The organism is Bradyrhizobium sp. BLXBL-01 (genome assembly GCF_051853025.1).
Lineage (GTDB): Bacteria > Pseudomonadota > Alphaproteobacteria > Rhizobiales > Xanthobacteraceae > Bradyrhizobium.
On sequence record NZ_CP182471.1, the window covers coordinates 6,402,363 to 6,418,906 of the forward strand.

Genomic DNA, 16,544 nt, shown 5'->3' on the forward strand with positions numbered 1-16,544 from the left:
GACTTGCCAAAACTCGGCAATTGCCAAATTCTCACCGCGCTCATAACATGACGTTATGCCAGAGCTCCGCCGCATGCTGCCGTCCAGTAACGCCCTGTTCGTGTTCGACGCGGCGGCGCGCAATGGCAGCTTCACGGCGGCGGCGGCCGAATTGAACGTGACGCAGCCGGCGGTGAGCCGGATGCTCGGCCAGTTCGAGGAGCATCTCGGCGTCCGCCTGTTCGATCGCAAGGCGGGCCGCGCGGTGCTCACCGAGGAAGGCGAGCTGCTCTATCGCCGCGTGCTCGAAGGCTTTCGCAGCATCGAGAGCGGGCTCGTCGAGATCGAGCGGCGCCGCAAGGGCACCGAGACGGTGACGCTGTCGGTCTCCTCCGCCTTCACCACGCATTGGCTGATGCCGCGCATCGACAAGCTGCAGAAGCAGTTTCCGCAAGTGGATCTGCGCTTCCAGCTGATCTCCGGCGCGCTGCGCGGGCCGGTGGAGAATGTCGATCTCGGCATGCGCTTCCGCGACCGCGACGAGCCGTCATCCGGCGGCACGCTGGTGATGAAGGAAGTGATGCTGCCGATGTGCAGCCCCGGCTATCTCGGCGAGACTGATCCCGCCGAGGGCAACACCATCATCCGCCTCGCCGAGACGCCGGGCGACTGGGCCGCGGATTACGCATCGCTCCTCACCGGACGACGCGGCGCGGCCAAGGCGTTGAGCTTCACCGACTATGCAGTCGTGGTGCAGGCCGCGCTGCTCGGCCAGGGCATCGCGCTCGGCTGGCTGACGGTCGCCTCGCACTGGCTGCTCACCGGCGCGCTGGTGCCGGCCTCCGACACGCTGACCACCACGCGCCGCATCTGCGAATTCCTGCCGCCGCGCAACCGGATCATGCGTCCCATCGCCGCCGAGATCCGCGACTGGATCATTGCGCAGATGAAAAGCGAGATCGCCGCGATCGACCGGCTCTATCCGAAGCTCGGCGCCATGGCGGCGTGTTACTGAGCAGGTGGCGTCGCGGTGAAGCCCCGCTCTCTCCACGTCATTGCGAGCGCAGCGAAGCAATCCAGAGTCTTTCCGCGGAGGGATTCTGGATTGCTTCGCTGCGCTCGCAATGACGATGTGGATAGAGCTGCGCTCGAATTCCGCCCCTACCGATGCTCGATCGCCCTGATCGCACCACGTAGCTCGGCGAGGCCGCGCAGGCGGCCGATGGCGGTGTAGCCGGGGTTGGTGCGCTTGGTGGCGGCGAGATCGTCGAGCATGCGGTGGCCGTGGTCGGGCCGGAACACGATTCTCTTGTCCGGTGCGCGCCGTGCGTTCTCCTTCAATAGCGCCTTAAGCACCGCGATCATGTCGACGTCGCCGTCGAGATGGTCGGACTCGTAGAACGACAACCCGTCCGCCTCGCGCTTGGTCGCGCGCAGATGGGCGAACGCGACGCGTGGGCCGAAGCGCTCGGCCATTTCTGGCAGATTGTTCTCCGCGCGTACGCCGAGGGAGCCGGTGCAGAAGCAGATGCCGTTCGCCTTGGACGGCACGGCGTCGAACAGCGCCTGATAGTCGTCGGCGCTGGAAGCAATGCGCGGCAGGCCGAACAGCGGTCGCGGCGGATCGTCCGGGTGCAGCGTCAGCGACACGCCGAGCTGCTCGGCCACCGGCGTCACGCGCGCGAGGAATTCCGCAAGGTGCTGCCGCAGGATCTCAGGCGTGATGTCGCGGTAGGTGTCCAGCCGATCGCGGAATTGCGGGATGGTCATCGGCTCGGTGGTCGAGCCCGGCAGCGCGCTGGCGATGACCATGACGAGATAGTCGATATCCGCCTGGCTCATCTGCTCGAACAATTTCTTCGCGCGCGCCTGTTGTTCCGGCGAATATTCCTGTACGGCGGCCGGGCGCTTCAGGATGTGCAGCTCGAACGCGGCAAAGCGGTCCTGGTCGAAGCGCATGGCACGGGCGCCGTTCGGCAGCTCCCATTCCAGATCGGTGCGGCACCAGTCCACCACGGGCATGAAGTTGTAGCAGATGATCTTGATGCCGCTGGCCGCCACCGCCTCCAGGCTCGCGATCCAGGCCTCAATCGACTTCGTCGCTTTTCCGCCAAGGCGCTTGACGTCGTCGGGGATCGGAATCGATTCCACCACCGACCAAGTCAATTGAGAACGGCCGGGCTGGCCGTTCTCAATGAAGTTCTTGCGCTCCTCGACCGCCTTGCGCGTCCAGGCCTCCCCGATCGGCACCTGATGCAGCGCCGAGACGATATCGCTCGCGCCGGCCTGCCTGACGTCGTCGAGCGAGACCGGATCATCGGGCCCGTACCAGCGCCATCCCTCCAGCATCATAGGCTGCCTCCCATCAGTTCGCAGTCAGCACGACCTTGACGCTCTGCGAGCGGTCGAGCGCCAGCCGCAGCGCATCGGGCGCGGTCGAGAGCGGCCGCTCGGCGGTGACCAGCGACAGCACATCGACGCTGCCGTTGCCGATCAGTTCCACCGCATTCATGAACTCGAAGCCGAAGCGGAACGAGCCGCGCAGGTCGATCTCCTTGGCCATCACGGCATTCGACGGTGTCGGGATCTGGCCTCCCGGCAGATTGCCGATCTGCACCACGACGCCGCCGCGCCTGACGATGTGAATCGCGCTGGCAAGGCCCGCGGCCGTGCCCGAGACCTCGAAGGCGACGTCGTAAGGACGCGCGGCAGCCTGTGCCTTCAGGCCCTCTTCACCGCCCGACACGTTCTCGACATGCGAGGCGCCGAGCTTGGTCGCAAAGGCCAGCGGCGCCGGCGCGATGTCGGCGACCGTGATGTCAGCCATGCCGGCACGGTGCGCCGCGAGCATGGTTAGAAGTCCGATCGGGCCGGCGCCGAAGATGATGCCGCGCTTGCCCTCGATCTTGCCGGCGCGCGCGACCGCGTGCAGGCAGACCGCGAGCGGCTCGGCCAGCGCCGCGGCCTGGTAGGAGACGTGATCGGGGATCTTCACGCACTGCGCGGGGATCGCGTCGAAGTAATTGGCGAAGCCGCCCTGCATGTGCGGCGTCTTCGAGGCCGAGCCCATGAAGTAGATGTTCTCGCACAGGTTCGGCCGGCCCTCGCGGCAGGCGACGCAATGGCCGCACCAGCGTGACGGATTGACGGCAACGCGGTCGCCGACCTTCAGATTGGCGGCGGTACCGGAGATCTCCACGACCTCGCCCGAGATCTCATGTCCCAGCACCAGCGGCGACTTCACCACGAAGTCGCCGGTGCGGGCATGGCGGAAATAGTGCATGTCCGAGCCGCAGATGCCGCCGGCACCGAAGCGGATGCGCACCATGCCGTCCGCGAGCTTGTCGAGCGGATGCTCGATCATGCGCAGGTCTTCGGGGCCGAACAGGGTCGCGGCGAGAGCAGTCGAGGTCATTTGGAGAGTCCCATGTATTTTGGCAGCCAGAGGGTCAGGTCGGGAATGTAGGTGATCGCGATCAGCGCGAGCAGCAACGGCACCAGCCAGGGCAGGATCGCCACCGTCGTGCGCTCGACCGAGAGCTTTGCGACGCGGGCGAGCACGAACAGCACCATGCCGAGCGGCGGATGCAACAGACCGATCATCAGGTTCAGCGTCATGATCAGGCCGAAATGGATCGGGTCGATGCCGAGCTTGAGCACGATCGGCAGCAGGATCGGCACCAGGATGGTGATCGCCGCCGTGGTGTCGATGAAGCATCCCACGAACAGGATCAGCACATTGGCGAGCGCCAGGAACACCCATTTGTTGTGGGTGATGCTGAGCATCCAGTCCGAGAGCATCTGCGCCGCCTGCGATACCGTGAGCAGCCAGGCGAAGATCGAGGCCGCGGTGACGATGAACAGCACCGAAGCCGTGGTCTCGATGGTGTCGAAGGTCGCCTTCGCCACCGTCTTCAGGGTCATGGTGCGATAGCGGATGAGGCCGAGGAACAGCGACCAGATCACCGCCGCGACCGCGGCTTCCGTCGGCGTGAACCAGCCGAGCGTCATGCCGCCGATCAGGATCACGGGCGCCATCAGCGCCATCACCGCGGAGAAGTCGAAATACCAGTCGATCAGGAGCAGCGTGCCGAGGCCGATGACGACCGCCATGTTCACCGACATGCCGGCAACGACCATCAGCCAGATTGCGAGCGGGAAAGCGAGTACGATGGCGATCTCGAGACCGGCCGAACCGAGCTGCGGCCAGGAGAACGGCGTATCACTGCCCCATTTGTTCTTGTGCGCGAAATAGGTGACGGTCGCCATCATCAGCAGCGTCATGACGATGCCGGGGATGACGCCGCCAAGGAAAAGCGCGCCGATCGAGACGTTCGCCATCATGCCGTAGATCACGAAGGGCAGCGAGGGCGGAATGATCGGCCCGAGCGTCGCCGAGGCCGCGGTGACGCCGACCGAGAACTCGGTGGAGTAGCCGTGGTCCTTCATCGCCTTGATCTCGATGGTGCCGAGGCCGGCAGCATCCGCGATCGCGGTGCCGGACATGCCGGAGAAGATCACCGAGCCGATGATGTTGACGTGGCCGAGGCCGCCGCGCATCCACCCGACCAGCGCGACGGCGAATTTGTAGATGCGCCCGGTCACGCCGGCGATGTTCATGAGATTGCCGGCCAGGATGAAGAACGGCACGGCGAGCAAAGGAAAACTCTCCACGCCGGCGATCATGCGCTGCGCCAGCGTGACGTCGGGCGTCACGCCACTGACCAGGATGTAGAGCAGCGACGACGCGGCCATGGCGATCGCCACGGGAACGCCGAGCAGCATCAGAAGGAGAAAGCCTCCGAGCAACAGCAGCATGGTCTTATCCTTCCGATCCGTCGTAGGCACCGGGACGTTCGAGGACCGAGTAGCCCTGCCGCCAGTTCTGGAGTGCCACCTGCGCGGAGCGTGCGAACATCAGCACGAAGCCGAGCAGCACGGCGTAATAGACGTAGTCCTTGGGAAGATTGATCGTGGTCATCTGCTCGTCGCCGATGATCTTGATGTAGACCCAGACCAGCTTGATGGCGTAGCCGAAGAAGGCGATCCGGATCAGGTCGATCGCCGTCGACAGCACACGCCCTACGGCATGCGGCAGGTAGCGATAGACGAGGTCGACCTGGATGTGCCGCGACAGCCGCACGCACATCGACGAGCCGATGAAGACCACGCCGATCAGGCAATAGGTCGCGATCTCCTCGGTCCAGGCATAGCTGTCGTTGAGGACGTAGCGGGTGAAGAATTGCAGGAAGACGGCAAGCGCCATCACCCAGAAGATCGCCAGCGCGACCCAGTCCTCGAACGCGTAGACGCCGAGATCGACCTTCGGCGTCGCCTCCTCCTCGAAGGTATGGGCGATCTCGTCCGCGGTGATCTGCCGGTGGATTTCGGCGGTGGACATGGGTACCTCTCAAACCTCTCTCACGTCGTTCCGGGGCGACGCGTCAGCGTCGAACCCGGAACCTCGAACGAGTTCTGCTGCGTAACCTCGCTCCGCTCCTCATCCTGAGGAGCTTGCGAAGCAAGCGTCTCGAAGGATGGCCCCAGGCGACACCTAGGTGGCACCGGGGCCTTCATGGTTCGCCCGGCGATGCGAAGCATCGTCCGGAGCGCGCTTCGCGCTCCTCACCATGAGGGTCTGGCTTATTTCACCGCCTGGATCTTCTCCCAATCCGCCTTGCGGTAACCGAAGGTCTCGAACGCGACGTTCTTCAGCACGGTGTCGCGGAACTCGTTCTTGTCGACCTCGGTCACGGTCAGGCCCTTGTCCTTGAAGAAGGCGACCAGCTTGGTTTCGTTTTGCTTGATCTCTCCTGTGGCCTTGGCCGCTGCCTCCTGCGCCACGTCGGTGAAGATCTTCTTGTCCTCGTCCGAGAGCTTCTTCCACAGCGCGCCGGCGATCACGGTGTTGAGGTGATCGACGATGTGGCCGGTCAGCACGATGTGCTTCTGCACCTCGTAGAACTTCTTGGCCTCGATCGTGGTCAGCGGATTTTCCTGCGCCTCGACGGTGCCGTTCTGGAGCGCGAGATAGACTTCGGCGAACGCGATCGGCGCGGTGTTGGCGCCGCAGGCGCGCGGCATGGCGAGATAGGCGGGTACATCGGGCACGCGCATCTTCAGGCCCTTCATGTCGGCACAGGTCTTGATCGGCTTGTTCGACGAGGTCTGGCGCACGCCGTAATAGGTCACCGCGACGATGTGGTGGCCGCTCTTGTCCTCATAGCCCTTTGCGAGCTCCTTGAAGATGTCGCTCTTGGTGTAGGCGAGCAGGTGATCGGCATCGCGGAAGGTGTAGGGATAATAGGTCACGCCGATCGGCGCAAAACTCTTGGCCGCGAAGCTCGAGCCGGAGATGATGATGTCGACCGAGCCGAGCGACAGGCCCTGGTTGATGTCGGCTTCCTTGCCGAGCTGGGAGGCCGGATAGACCTCGATCTGGTAGCGCCCGTTGGTGCGCTTGGCGATCTCCTGGGCGGCCCAGACCGACGCCGTGTGGAACGGCTCCGAGGTCTCGTAGACGTGGGCCCATTTGAGCTTGGTCTGCGCCAGGCTCGGGCTGGTCGCCGCCAACAGCGTGGCGGCGGAAATCACTGCTGTAATCGTCATCTTCTTCAACATCGACTTTTCCTCCATCGTTCAAGTCTGCTTCTTGTTGACCCGCCCCGGCACGGATGCGGGCCGCCCAATCTCACCGCCGCCGCGAGCTGCCGCTCTTGGCCTGTTTCGTCGACGGTCGTTTTGATTTCGCCGGCTGAACCGCGGACGGCGCCGCCCGTTTCCGTGCAGCCGCTGCTTCTGCTGATGTCTCGGCACCAAAATTCTGTGCAAAGCGCTCCTGCGAATGCGCGAGGTGATCGCGCATGGCGTCATGGGCCGTCAGCGGCCGGCGCGCAGCGATCGCGTCGCGCACGGCCCGGTGCTCGTCGAGCGCGGTTCGCCACGTGGTGGGGTTCTCGAAATAATGCGCTAGCTGCGCGAAATAGGGATTGAGGCGCTGGTCGAACAACTCGCCGACAACCCGCACCAGCACGGCGTTGCCGAGACATCCCGCAATGGCGATATGGAAGGCGCGGTCATGAACCATCGAGGCTTCGCCAGGATGGTCGACATTCTCCATCGCGACGAGCGCGGCGTCGATGCGGTCGATGTCGTCTTTGGTCGCCACGCGCGCGGCTTGCTCTGCGATGGCGCTTTCGAGGAATTCGCGGGCACGCAGCAGCTCGAACGGGCCTTCGATAACCGCTGATGGCGCCGGCACGGCGTCGGCGGGCTCGGACACATAGATGCCGGACCCGACGCGGATGCGCAGCCGGCCCTCGACCTCGAGCGCAATCAAGGCTTCGCGCACCGTCGGCCTCGACACTTTGAGCTGCTCGGCGAGCTCGCGCTCGGTCGGCAAGCGGCTGCCGACCGCGTACTCGCCGCTGTCGATCAGGCTTCGCAATTGATCGGCGACCTGGCGATAGAGCCGTCTCGCCTCCACAGCTTCCAGCGGCACGCTGGTCCTCCCGAAAGGTCTCGCGAGGTCGTTTGGACCCGCGGCCTGCCAATTTTGGAAAATTGGTCTTACCAATTGACCAGAGCATTGACCTGATAGGGGCGCCGTGTCAAGCAGCGGCAAAGCAAAGGGGAGACGTCCATGCGCCAGAGCTCGATGCGCCTTGGTCGCGCCAATCTCGACCGGCTGGCGACTGCCATCCGCCGTCCGGCCTATGACCGATCGCGCCTCACGCCCGGCATCGTGCATTTAGGATTGGGGGCTTTTCATCGCGCGCACCAAGCTGTGGTCATCGACGATTGCCTTGCTGCGGGAGCGACGTCGTGGGGCATCGTCGGCGCCAGCCTGCGCAGCCCGGATACGCGCGACGCCCTCGCCCCGCAGGACCATCTCTACACAATTGCCGTACGCGCGGCCGAAGGCACCGAGCACCGGGTCATCGGCGCCCTGCTCGACAGTGTCGTCGCGCGCGAGAAGCCGGCAGCCCTGGTCGAACGGATGGCCGACCCCGCCACGCGCATCGTCTCGCTGACGGTCACCGAGAAGGGCTATTGCCACACGCCGCAGACCGGCGACCTCGACGAGCGCCATCCCGATGTCGTGCACGACCTCAATAGTTTCGACGCGCCGCGCTCGGCGCCCGGCTTCGTCGTCGCCGCGCTGGCACGGCGGCGGGCGCAGGGTCTTTCGCCCTTCACCGTGCTGTGCTGCGACAACCTCGCCGCCAACGGCGATACCGTGCAGCGGATCGTGACGCAATTCGCCGCGCTGCGCTCCAGGGAACTCGGCAAGTGGATCGCCGAGACGGTGGCTTTCCCCTCGACCATGGTCGACCGCATCGTGCCGGAGACGACGGATGCCGATCGCGATGCGGTCGCGTCAGTGCTGGGCATGCGCGACGCCTGGCCTGTCATGACCGAGCCGTTCACGCAATGGGTGGTCGAGGACCGCTTCACCGCGGGCCGGCCGGACTTTGCCGCAGCGGGTGTCGAACTCGTCGGCGACGTGAAGCCGTTCGAGCTGATGAAGCTGCGGCTGCTCAACGCCAGCCATTCCGCGCTGGCCTATCTCGGCTATCTCTCCGGCTACGAGACCATTGCCGACACCATGCAGGATCCCCACTTCGCGCGCCTCGCCGCACAGGTGATGGAAGAGGCCGCGGTGACGCTGACGATGCCCGCAGGTACGGATCTCGCCGCCTACCGCGCCTCGCTGCTCAAGCGCTTCGCCAATCCGGCGCTGCATCACCGCACCTGGCAGATCGCCATGGACGGCTCGCAAAAGCTGCCGCAGCGGCTGCTCGGCGCGATGCAGGATCGCCTTGCCAGGGGCCTGCCGATCGCAACGCATGCGCTCGCGGTGGCCGGCTGGATGCGCTACGTCAGCGCCGTCGATGAGCAGGGCCGCGCCATCGACGTGCGCGATCCCCTCGCCGGCGAGTTCGCCGCGCTGGCGCGCGAGGCGGGGCCTGTTGCCGAGCGCCTCGCGCCGGCACTGCTTGGGGTGGCGAAGGTGTTCGGACCGCTCGGCGCCGAACCGCGCCTGCGCGAGGCCGTCACCGCGGCGCTCGGCCGCCTCTATGCCGACGGCGCACGACGGACCGTGGCGACGCACGTTTCGGCGTGACCACGACGCGGGCAGCATCTTGAATGCTGCACTGCGGCCAAAATCGACAGAAGTCGCGCTTGATTTTTGGCCGTCGTTGCCCCACCCGAGAGCGATGGGAAACGACACCAAGGTCATCGCCGCCAACGCGGCCTTCTACGCCGCTTTTTCAACGGGCGACTTCGCCGGCATGGAACGGATGTGGGCGGACGACGACGGCATCTCCTGCATCCATCCCGGCTGGCCAGCGATCATCGGACGCGCCACCGTGATCGGAAGCTGGCGCGATATCCTGCAAAACCCGCAGCGGCCGCAGATCGTCTGCGCCGAGCCGCAGGCCATCATCGACGGCGACAGCGCCCGCGTGCTCTGCATCGAGATCGTCGACGGCACCGCACTGGCCGCCGCCAACCATTTTCGCCGCGTCGGCAACGATTGGCGCCTGGTGCACCATCAGTCCAGCCCGATCGCGCAGATTGTCGAGCAGGCTGAGGACGATAGAGCCAGTCACCGCGTCCACTGAGCGCGGCGATCACGCGAGCGTGATCTACTGTGCATGGGGTTGTTTTTCAGTTTTTTGTTGGACGGTCCGAAAGTTCCGACAGATCGTCCAGCACGCCATGTGCCCCGGTGAAGTCATCGTCCCCAAAGAACATGCTGCGGGTGATCAGAACCGGGATGCCGGCGCGCGAGGCCGCGACCAGACCGTTGGCGGAATCCTCGATCGCAACGCAATCGGACGCCTCGAGCTTCAGCCGCGCCAGGATCTCGAGATAGACGTCCGGCGCCGGCTTCTTGTGCCTGACGTCATCGCCGGCGACGATCGCGTCGAAATCCGCAGCCCAGCGTTGGCCCAGCGCCTGCGACAGCAGCGCATCGATATTGCCGTGCGAGGTGGTGGTCGCGATCGCAAGCCGCTGGCCGCGCGCCTTCGCGGTCGTGAGCAGATCCGTCACGCCCGGCCGCAAGGGGCAACGACCAGTCTCGACCAGCTCGGCATAGTGCGCGGTCTTGATGCGGTGAAGCTCTGCGATGTCCATATCCGACAACGGCGGAGCGGTCTTGAGCCTCTTGTGGTAGGCGCGCATGCGTTCCTTGCCGCCCGTCACCCGCAGCAGGTCCTTGTAGACGGCGCGGTCCCATTGCCAGTCGAGACCGCGGCGGGCGAAGGCAAGGTTGAAGGCCTGCCGATGCAGCTCCTCGGTTTCGGCCAGGGTGCCGTCAACGTCGAAGATCAGCGCGGCCGCGCGGCGGATCAATTCGGCGGCGCCTGCTGGCGACTGAACCAACGCTTCGGCCTGCATGATCGATCCCTCCCTTCCGATGCTGCGAGAAGCGAGCATCGACCGAGCCTGTGGGGGAGACAAATCGCAATATCTTTTGCCGGACCCAAAAATCTCTTATGAGCGAACTGCGCATGACGGCGCAAACGGGAACTTTCGACCTGCACAGGAGGCGCATGCGGCTCTTCATTCTCGGCCTCGGCTACAGTGCCCGGCACTTCGTCCGCAAGCACGGCGACAGCTTCTCGCATGTCGCCGGCACCGTGCGCGATCCCGCGCAGCGGAACGATCTCGCCGGCATCGAGGTGCATCCGTTTTCCGGTAGCGATCCGTCGCCCGAGACGGTTGAACGGGTTCGCCATGCCGACGTCCTCCTGGTGTCGATCCCGCCCGGCAGCACCGGCGATCCCGCGATCGCGGCGTTCGGCGGCGTGCTCAAGGGAAACCGCTGCAAAGTCGTCTATCTCTCGACTATCGGCGTGTATGGCGATCACGCGGGCAGCTGGGTCGACGAGAGCACGCCGCCGCAGGCCGTCCTCGACCGCACACGGATGCGGATCGCGGCAGAGCAGGCCTGGACGGATGCGACGGGCGGCGATGCGGCGATCCTGCGGCTTGCCGGCATCTATGGTCCCGGCCGCAACGCGCTGGCGACGCTGCGCGCGGGAACGGCGAGGCGCATCATCAAGCCGGGACAGGTCTTCAACCGCATCCACGTCGACGACATCGCGAGCACGATCATGGCCGCCATCCACCACGAGCGCGGCGGCACCTGGAACATCTGCGACGACGAGCCCGCGCCGCCGCAGGACGTGATCGCCTATGCCGCGCAACTGATCGGCGTGGCACCGCCGCCGGAAGAAGCGTTCGCCACCGCCGAGATGTCGGCGATGGCCCGCAGCTTCTATGCCAGCAGCGCGCGGGTCTCCAATGCGAAATTGAAGCGCGAGCTCGGCGTCACGCTTGTCCATCCCACCTATCGGCACGGCCTCGACTCGCTCTGGCGCGCGGGCGAAGGACGATAGGGTTCCTGCGCTCCGATGCCTGCCAGACATGCCTTACCCGCGCTTGACTCCGTGCCTGCGCGGTCATGATCTAGGCGTCGAGCGAGCCACCACACAACGAGCTCGCCCCTTGGGAGGATGCAATGAACAAGACGATCGCCATGATCGCGGCGACGATTGCCGTCGTCGCGCTCAGCGCCGCGCGCGCCGCGCCGCTGCCCGAAGCCAATCCCGACGATGTCGGATTTTCGAAACAGGGCCTTGCACGCCTCGATGATTTCTTCGCGCGCGAGATCGCGGCCAAGCGCGTGCCCGGCGCAGTGGTCGCCATCGCCCGTGACGGCAAGCTCGTCCATTACAAGGCCTATGGCCAGCTCGACCCGGCCAAGGGCACGCCGATGCCGATCGATGCGATCTTCGCGCTGGCGTCGATGACCAAGCCGATGGCAGCGGTCGCCGGCCTGACGCTGATGGAGCAGGGACGGCTGCCGCTCCAGGCCAAGCTGTCCGATTACTACCCGGGCTTCGCCGACATGAAGGTCGCCGCTCCCCAGGCCGACGGTTCGCTCAAGCTCGAGCCGCAGGCCTCGCCGATCTTCATCCACGATCTCTACCGGCATACGTCGGGGTTGATGTATGGCGGCCGTCCGGACTCTTCGAGCCCGGTGGCGCGGCAATATCCCGATGGCACAGCGCCGGCGATCGAAGGCGACACCCAGGCCTTCATCGATCGCCTCACCAAGCTGCCGCTGGCGCACCAGCCCTCGACCGAGTTCGAATACGGCTTTTCGATCGACGTGCTCGGCGCCGTCGTCGAGAAGGTCAGCGAGCAGAAGCTCAGCGACTATCTCGCCGCCAATGTCTGGCAGCCACTCGGCATGAAGGATGCGACCTTCCATCCGACCGACGCGCAGCGCCCGCGCCTCGCCCGCCCCTTCGCGAACGATCCGCTGACGGGCAAGCCGCAGGCCATCAAGCTCCTGGACATCCCGACCAAGTTCGAGTGCGGCGGCGCCTGCTCGTTCGCAACGGTCGGCGACTACATCCGCTTCGGACAGATGCTGCTCAACGGCGGCGAGCTCGACGGTCAGCGCATCCTCGGTCCGAAGACGGTCCGTCACATGACGACGAACCATCTCGGCCCCGAGATCAAGAACAACGTCGCCAATGTCGAGCCGCATCGCGGTGGCTTCGGCTTCGGCCTTTCGGTCGCGGTCCGGACGGCCGAAGGATTATCGTCGGTCCCCGGCAATCCCGGCGAATTCACCTGGAACGGAGCTTACGGGACGCAGTTCTTCTGCGATCCCAAGGAACGTCTCGTCGTCGTCGTGGGGACGGCGGCGCCGGGTGAGCTCAGGAAATATTATCGCGAGCAGGTCCAGGACATCGTCTACGGCGCGATGACGAAGTGAGATCGTCACGCCCTGAAAGAGAAAGGGCGGCCGCTCTGGCCGCCCTCTTGATTGAGCGTCAGCTCAACACGCCGTATTTCTTGAACCAGGCCTCTGCCTGCTTCCAGGCATCCTCCGCGGCGTCTCTGCGATAGCTGCCGCGATAATCGGCATGGAAGCCGTGCGGCGCTTCGGGGTAGATCTTGAAGTCGGCCGGCTTCTTGCTCTGCTCGAGCGCTGCCTTCATCTGCTCGACCTGGGCGACGGGAATGCCGGTATCGGCGCCGCCATAGAGGCCGAGCACCGGCGCCTTCATCTCGGGCGCGAGCTGCAGCGGGCTCCTCGGCCACAACGGGTTGGCGGGATCGACCAGGGTCCCATAGAAGGCAACGCCCGCCTTGAGCGCACCGCTGTGGGCGGCATATTCCCAGACCGCGCGGCCGCCCCGGCAGAAGCCGATGGTGCCGAGCCGCGTTGCGTCACCGCCTTGCGATCCTGCCCAGGCGACCGTCGCATCCAGATCCGACAACAGCTCCGCGTCCGGCTTCGCATTCACCACCGGCAGCAGCTCCTTGACGTCCGCGACCTTGGTCAGGTCGACGCCCTTGCGGAAATAATAGTCGGGCGCGACCGCGAATGCGCCGAGCTTGGCGAGGCGCCGCGTCACGTCCCTGATGTATTCGTGCAGGCCGAAGATCTCCATCGCCACGATGATCACCGGCGCCTTGGTATTGCCGGCCGGGCGGGCGAAATAGGCGGGCATTTCCTCGGAGCCGACCTTGATCTTGGCATCACCGGCCTGGAGGCCGCTGGTATCCGTCGTGACGATATCGGCCCGGACCGGACCGGCCGCGAGTGTGTAGCCCGCGGCGACGGCTGCGGTGGCGCTCATGAATCCGCGGCGCGAGAGCGGGGCGACTTTCGTCAGTCCAATGACGTCGGATGTGATGGTGTTTTCAAAGCTCATCGATCTTCCCATTCCTGATTCCCATGCTGATGCCCCTCGGGCGCCGCATTCGCCAATAATTGCGGGACAAAGGCAACTCACCAGCCTGCGAGGACACGGCTCACCGCCTCACCCCTTCGTTGGCGAGCACCGGTGTCCGCCGTCCGCCGGAGCCCGATCGTGTGCCGGACTTAACCGTCTAGCTGCACTGCATCGCAACATCCATTAACCGAAAGAAGCGGTTCTTTCCCTGGCGCCAGGCCTGCCGTCGCTGCAGAGAATGCTCCTATTCGCGCACCCGAGAGGCTCTGCCGCAACAAATTGCAATCCCGGTGACGATGGTGACACATCATGTTGTTCGTGCACCGTGCGTCATCACCAATTCACATGCAAACCGACGTCATTTGATTGAAATTTTCGGAAGATCTGGGCCGCGCGATTTACCCGGTCTTTCTTTGTGACACCCTAGTTCCACGGCCGGAAGTTCCATCTTCGGAAACGCAGAGGCTTCTTCCCGCGACGCGCGACGCTCGCCGGCAACGGACGACGAAGCGCAAGCGGGTTCATTCCCGTCCGCCCCGATTGCGCTACTCAAGGCTCAATTGAATAAAGTTTATCCGACCTGGAACTGAAATGAATTTGGCGCGCGAATCGATAGAACTGTTGGAGCAGGCCGCACGCATCCTGTGGTTCGAAGGCACCAAGCATGGTTTGCGCGACCGCGAATGGATGGCGCTGCGCTTCCTCTCCCGCGCCAACCGGTTTTCCCGAACCCCCTCGGCGCTGGCGAGCTACGTCGGCACCACGCGCGGCACCGCCTCGTTCATCATCGGCGAGCTCGAGCGGCTCGGCTATCTCGAGCGGAAGCGCTCGGCCACCGACAAGCGGTCGGTGACGTTGAGCGTGACCCAGCAGGGCAAGAAGTTTCTGGTGCGCGACCCCGTCAACGTCCTCGTCGAAGCGATTGCCGTTCTCGGTGACGAGGTCAAGATCCGCTTCCGCGACACGTTCCGGCACGCGCTTGACCACTCCGATGCCGCCGAGCAGCGGCACCACACCGACGTCTGCAAGCGGTGCATCTTCCTGCGGGAGGATCGCGCCGGTACCGACAGCAAGACGGCGGCCGAGTTCAGCTGCCGCCTGTTTCGCGCGCCGATTGCCGAGGCGGAGGTCGATCTGCTGTGCACCAGCTTCGAGCATCACCGCCAATAGTAGGCCGCTCGATCAGGGCGTTGCCTTGCGCGACGAGTAGATGACGCCGCCGCTGGCTTCCACCACCAGGCGCCCGTTATCGTTCCTGATCTCTTCGATGCGTCCAAGACCGGGCACCTGCTGTCCCAGCACGGCTTCGATGACGCCGTTCGGGCCTTGCAGGATCGCGATCCCCTCATAGGCCTGACGGACCGACCAGCCCTTGATTGCCTTGCGCGGCGCCGACGCCCGCTCGGGTGCAGGCACCGATCCCGTGAATTCGGGCGCGGCGACTGCGGCCATCATCGGCCCTTGCGGCGACACCGGCTGCGTTTGCACCGTCGCCGGCGCAGGAGCCTGGGCCTGCACCTGAGCGAGCTTGTCGAGCTTTGCCGTCGAGGACGAGCTCACCCGCTCGATCCGGTCCAGATTCTCCGCAAACCTGCCGAAGCGATCGTTCGTGACCTTGCTGGATTGATCGACCGCGGTGCGCAAGCCGTCGAGATTTTCAGACACGCCCGACACCTGCTTGCGCAGCTGCGCGACGGTCTCGCGCAGATTCCTGATCTCCGCATTGGCCGCAACGTTGTTCGGCGCCGGCTGGGTGGTGAGATAGGCGATCACGCCGGTGCAGGCGCAGACCACCAACATGGCAGCGACCGCCAGCGTTGCGAGCGGCACGACCCATGTCGGACGAGGCGGCGGCGGCTTCGCCACGATCACGGCCGGCTTGATCGCGACCGGCGCAGGTTTCGGGATTGCCATCTTGTCGAGCCGTGCCTTGGCACGAATGCGCTTCAAGCCCTCGAGTGCCTCCTTTGCGAGAGCTTCGTCGCTCGCCGCGGCCGATACACGCTTTGCGCTCGCGGCAGGCTTGGGCGTTCGCGCCGCGTTGTCCATTGTATCGCTCGCCTCCGGCGCCGGCTTCGCCGCCGCGAAAACATCCGCGGTCGCGTTGGGACGAGCTTGTCCATCGGACAACATATGCAAATGCTCCGTTCGGTTCGGTCTGTCGAGCGGTGACGCTATTTGCCGAAGCTTGCCTGAAACGTGCGTGTCGAAAGCTTTTCATCACGCGCGATGAGGCGTCGCATGAGTCGATCGCGTCATACACGTGGCGAGAGTGCGACTCGAAAGACACACACTCGCCAAGATTTCACCAAGCTGGAGTCGCGGCGCAGACGTGAGTCGAATTGTCGCACGCGGTAAAGCGGGTTCCAGTGTCAATCCGGGGTTGAAAACCCCACAATTTGCATGACCCGGAGCACCACCCAAAACGGCTGTAATTGTACGGGGATGCGGAACCATACAACCACGACGGTGCAAAACTAGTTTAGGATTCAAATCAACTGATACGATTGGATATATCAAGAAACAACCAGAAACGAATCAACAGCATCAAGCACACGTAGCAATCGCTTTCTTACGCACGCTTGATCGGGAATCGGCAATTGTTACGGTCCTACTCAAGTGATTCTCGCCAGTTGGCGAGGAGATCGACACAGTTCAGCAGTGTTCGGACGCGATGAGCAACTTGGCGCAACTGTTCTAGGTCGTTTCTCAATCTGCTCCGCGAGGTGATCCGTAAGACACCCGCCGAGCCTCACGCAGTAAGCGTTTCAGTATCGAGTTGAAGTAACAGGC

General features: G+C 64.7%; 15 protein-coding genes. 6 read left to right on the plus strand and 9 right to left on the minus strand.

Features of this window, described 5'->3' with window-relative positions; all coding sequences use genetic code 11:
• Positions 1–55: 55 nt before the first annotated feature.
• Entirely contained in the window at positions 56–994 is a 939-nt protein-coding gene (locus ACNJYA_RS29750; RefSeq protein ID WP_172786921.1) for a LysR family transcriptional regulator, read from the plus strand.
• A gap of 146 nt (positions 995–1,140) precedes the next feature.
• Here the strand turns inward: ACNJYA_RS29750 and uxuA are convergent, their stop codons facing one another.
• From uxuA to ACNJYA_RS29780, 6 genes are all read right to left on the minus strand, one after another.
• A complete protein-coding gene (gene uxuA, locus ACNJYA_RS29755) occupies positions 1,141–2,331 on the minus strand; it encodes a mannonate dehydratase (RefSeq protein ID WP_212254464.1) in 1,191 nt (396 codons plus the stop codon).
• A 13-nt stretch (positions 2,332–2,344) separates the two neighbouring features.
• A complete protein-coding gene (locus tag ACNJYA_RS29760) occupies positions 2,345–3,394 on the minus strand; it encodes an L-idonate 5-dehydrogenase (protein WP_439364127.1) in 1,050 nt (349 codons plus the stop codon).
• The gene (locus ACNJYA_RS29765) at positions 3,391–4,797 is read right to left on the minus strand and encodes a TRAP transporter large permease (protein ID WP_172786924.1); all 1,407 of its coding nucleotides are present in this window, start codon (positions 4,795–4,797) and stop codon (positions 3,391–3,393) included. Before ACNJYA_RS29765 ends, ACNJYA_RS29760 begins: the two co-directional genes overlap by 4 nt.
• Positions 4,798–4,801: 4 nt before the next feature.
• Entirely contained in the window at positions 4,802–5,380 is a 579-nt protein-coding gene (locus tag ACNJYA_RS29770; RefSeq protein WP_172786925.1) for a TRAP transporter small permease, read from the minus strand.
• Positions 5,381–5,622: 242 nt separating this feature from the next.
• Positions 5,623–6,588, minus strand: coding sequence for a sialic acid TRAP transporter substrate-binding protein SiaP (locus tag ACNJYA_RS29775; RefSeq protein ID WP_439367531.1), 966 nt, complete (start codon positions 6,586–6,588; stop codon positions 5,623–5,625).
• An 82-nt stretch (positions 6,589–6,670) separates the two neighbouring features.
• Complete coding sequence (locus ACNJYA_RS29780; RefSeq protein WP_439364128.1) at positions 6,671–7,480, minus strand: FadR/GntR family transcriptional regulator; 810 nt, start codon at positions 7,478–7,480, stop codon at positions 6,671–6,673.
• A gap of 141 nt (positions 7,481–7,621) precedes the next feature.
• On the opposite strand from ACNJYA_RS29780, the gene ACNJYA_RS29785 reads away from it, so the two are divergent.
• Both ACNJYA_RS29785 and ACNJYA_RS29790 read left to right on the plus strand, forming a co-directional pair.
• The gene (locus ACNJYA_RS29785) at positions 7,622–9,106 is read left to right on the plus strand and encodes a mannitol dehydrogenase family protein (RefSeq protein WP_439364129.1); all 1,485 of its coding nucleotides are present in this window, start codon (positions 7,622–7,624) and stop codon (positions 9,104–9,106) included.
• A 94-nt stretch (positions 9,107–9,200) separates the two neighbouring features.
• Complete coding sequence (locus tag ACNJYA_RS29790; RefSeq protein ID WP_212254458.1) at positions 9,201–9,608, plus strand: nuclear transport factor 2 family protein; 408 nt, start codon at positions 9,201–9,203, stop codon at positions 9,606–9,608.
• A 46-nt stretch (positions 9,609–9,654) separates the two neighbouring features.
• Here ACNJYA_RS29790 and ACNJYA_RS29795 read toward each other — a convergent pair whose 3' ends face one another.
• Positions 9,655–10,389, minus strand: coding sequence for an HAD family hydrolase (locus tag ACNJYA_RS29795; protein ID WP_439364130.1), 735 nt, complete (start codon positions 10,387–10,389; stop codon positions 9,655–9,657).
• Positions 10,390–10,544: 155 nt separating this feature from the next.
• On the opposite strand from ACNJYA_RS29795, the gene ACNJYA_RS29800 reads away from it, so the two are divergent.
• Together ACNJYA_RS29800 and ACNJYA_RS29805 are read left to right on the plus strand one after the other, a co-directional pair.
• The gene (locus ACNJYA_RS29800; RefSeq protein WP_439364131.1) at positions 10,545–11,393 is read left to right on the plus strand and encodes an SDR family oxidoreductase; all 849 of its coding nucleotides are present in this window, start codon (positions 10,545–10,547) and stop codon (positions 11,391–11,393) included.
• 122 nt (positions 11,394–11,515) lie between these two features.
• Positions 11,516–12,784 (plus strand): serine hydrolase domain-containing protein, encoded by a 1,269-nt coding sequence (locus ACNJYA_RS29805; RefSeq protein ID WP_439364132.1) that lies wholly within the window; start codon positions 11,516–11,518, stop codon positions 12,782–12,784.
• A 58-nt stretch (positions 12,785–12,842) separates the two neighbouring features.
• Here ACNJYA_RS29805 and ACNJYA_RS29810 read toward each other — a convergent pair whose 3' ends face one another.
• Positions 12,843–13,730, minus strand: a complete 888-nt coding sequence (locus ACNJYA_RS29810) for a dienelactone hydrolase family protein (protein WP_439364133.1) — start codon at positions 13,728–13,730, stop codon at positions 12,843–12,845.
• Positions 13,731–14,342: 612 nt separating this feature from the next.
• Between ACNJYA_RS29810 and ACNJYA_RS29815 the strand changes: the two genes are divergently transcribed.
• On the plus strand, positions 14,343–14,921 hold the full coding sequence (locus tag ACNJYA_RS29815) for a MarR family winged helix-turn-helix transcriptional regulator (protein WP_439364134.1): 579 nt from the start codon (positions 14,343–14,345) through the stop codon (positions 14,919–14,921).
• A 12-nt stretch (positions 14,922–14,933) separates the two neighbouring features.
• On the opposite strand, the gene ACNJYA_RS29820 is transcribed toward ACNJYA_RS29815, so the two are convergent.
• A complete protein-coding gene (locus ACNJYA_RS29820; protein ID WP_439364135.1) occupies positions 14,934–15,884 on the minus strand; it encodes a hypothetical protein in 951 nt (316 codons plus the stop codon).
• Positions 15,885–16,544 lie beyond the last annotated feature (660 nt).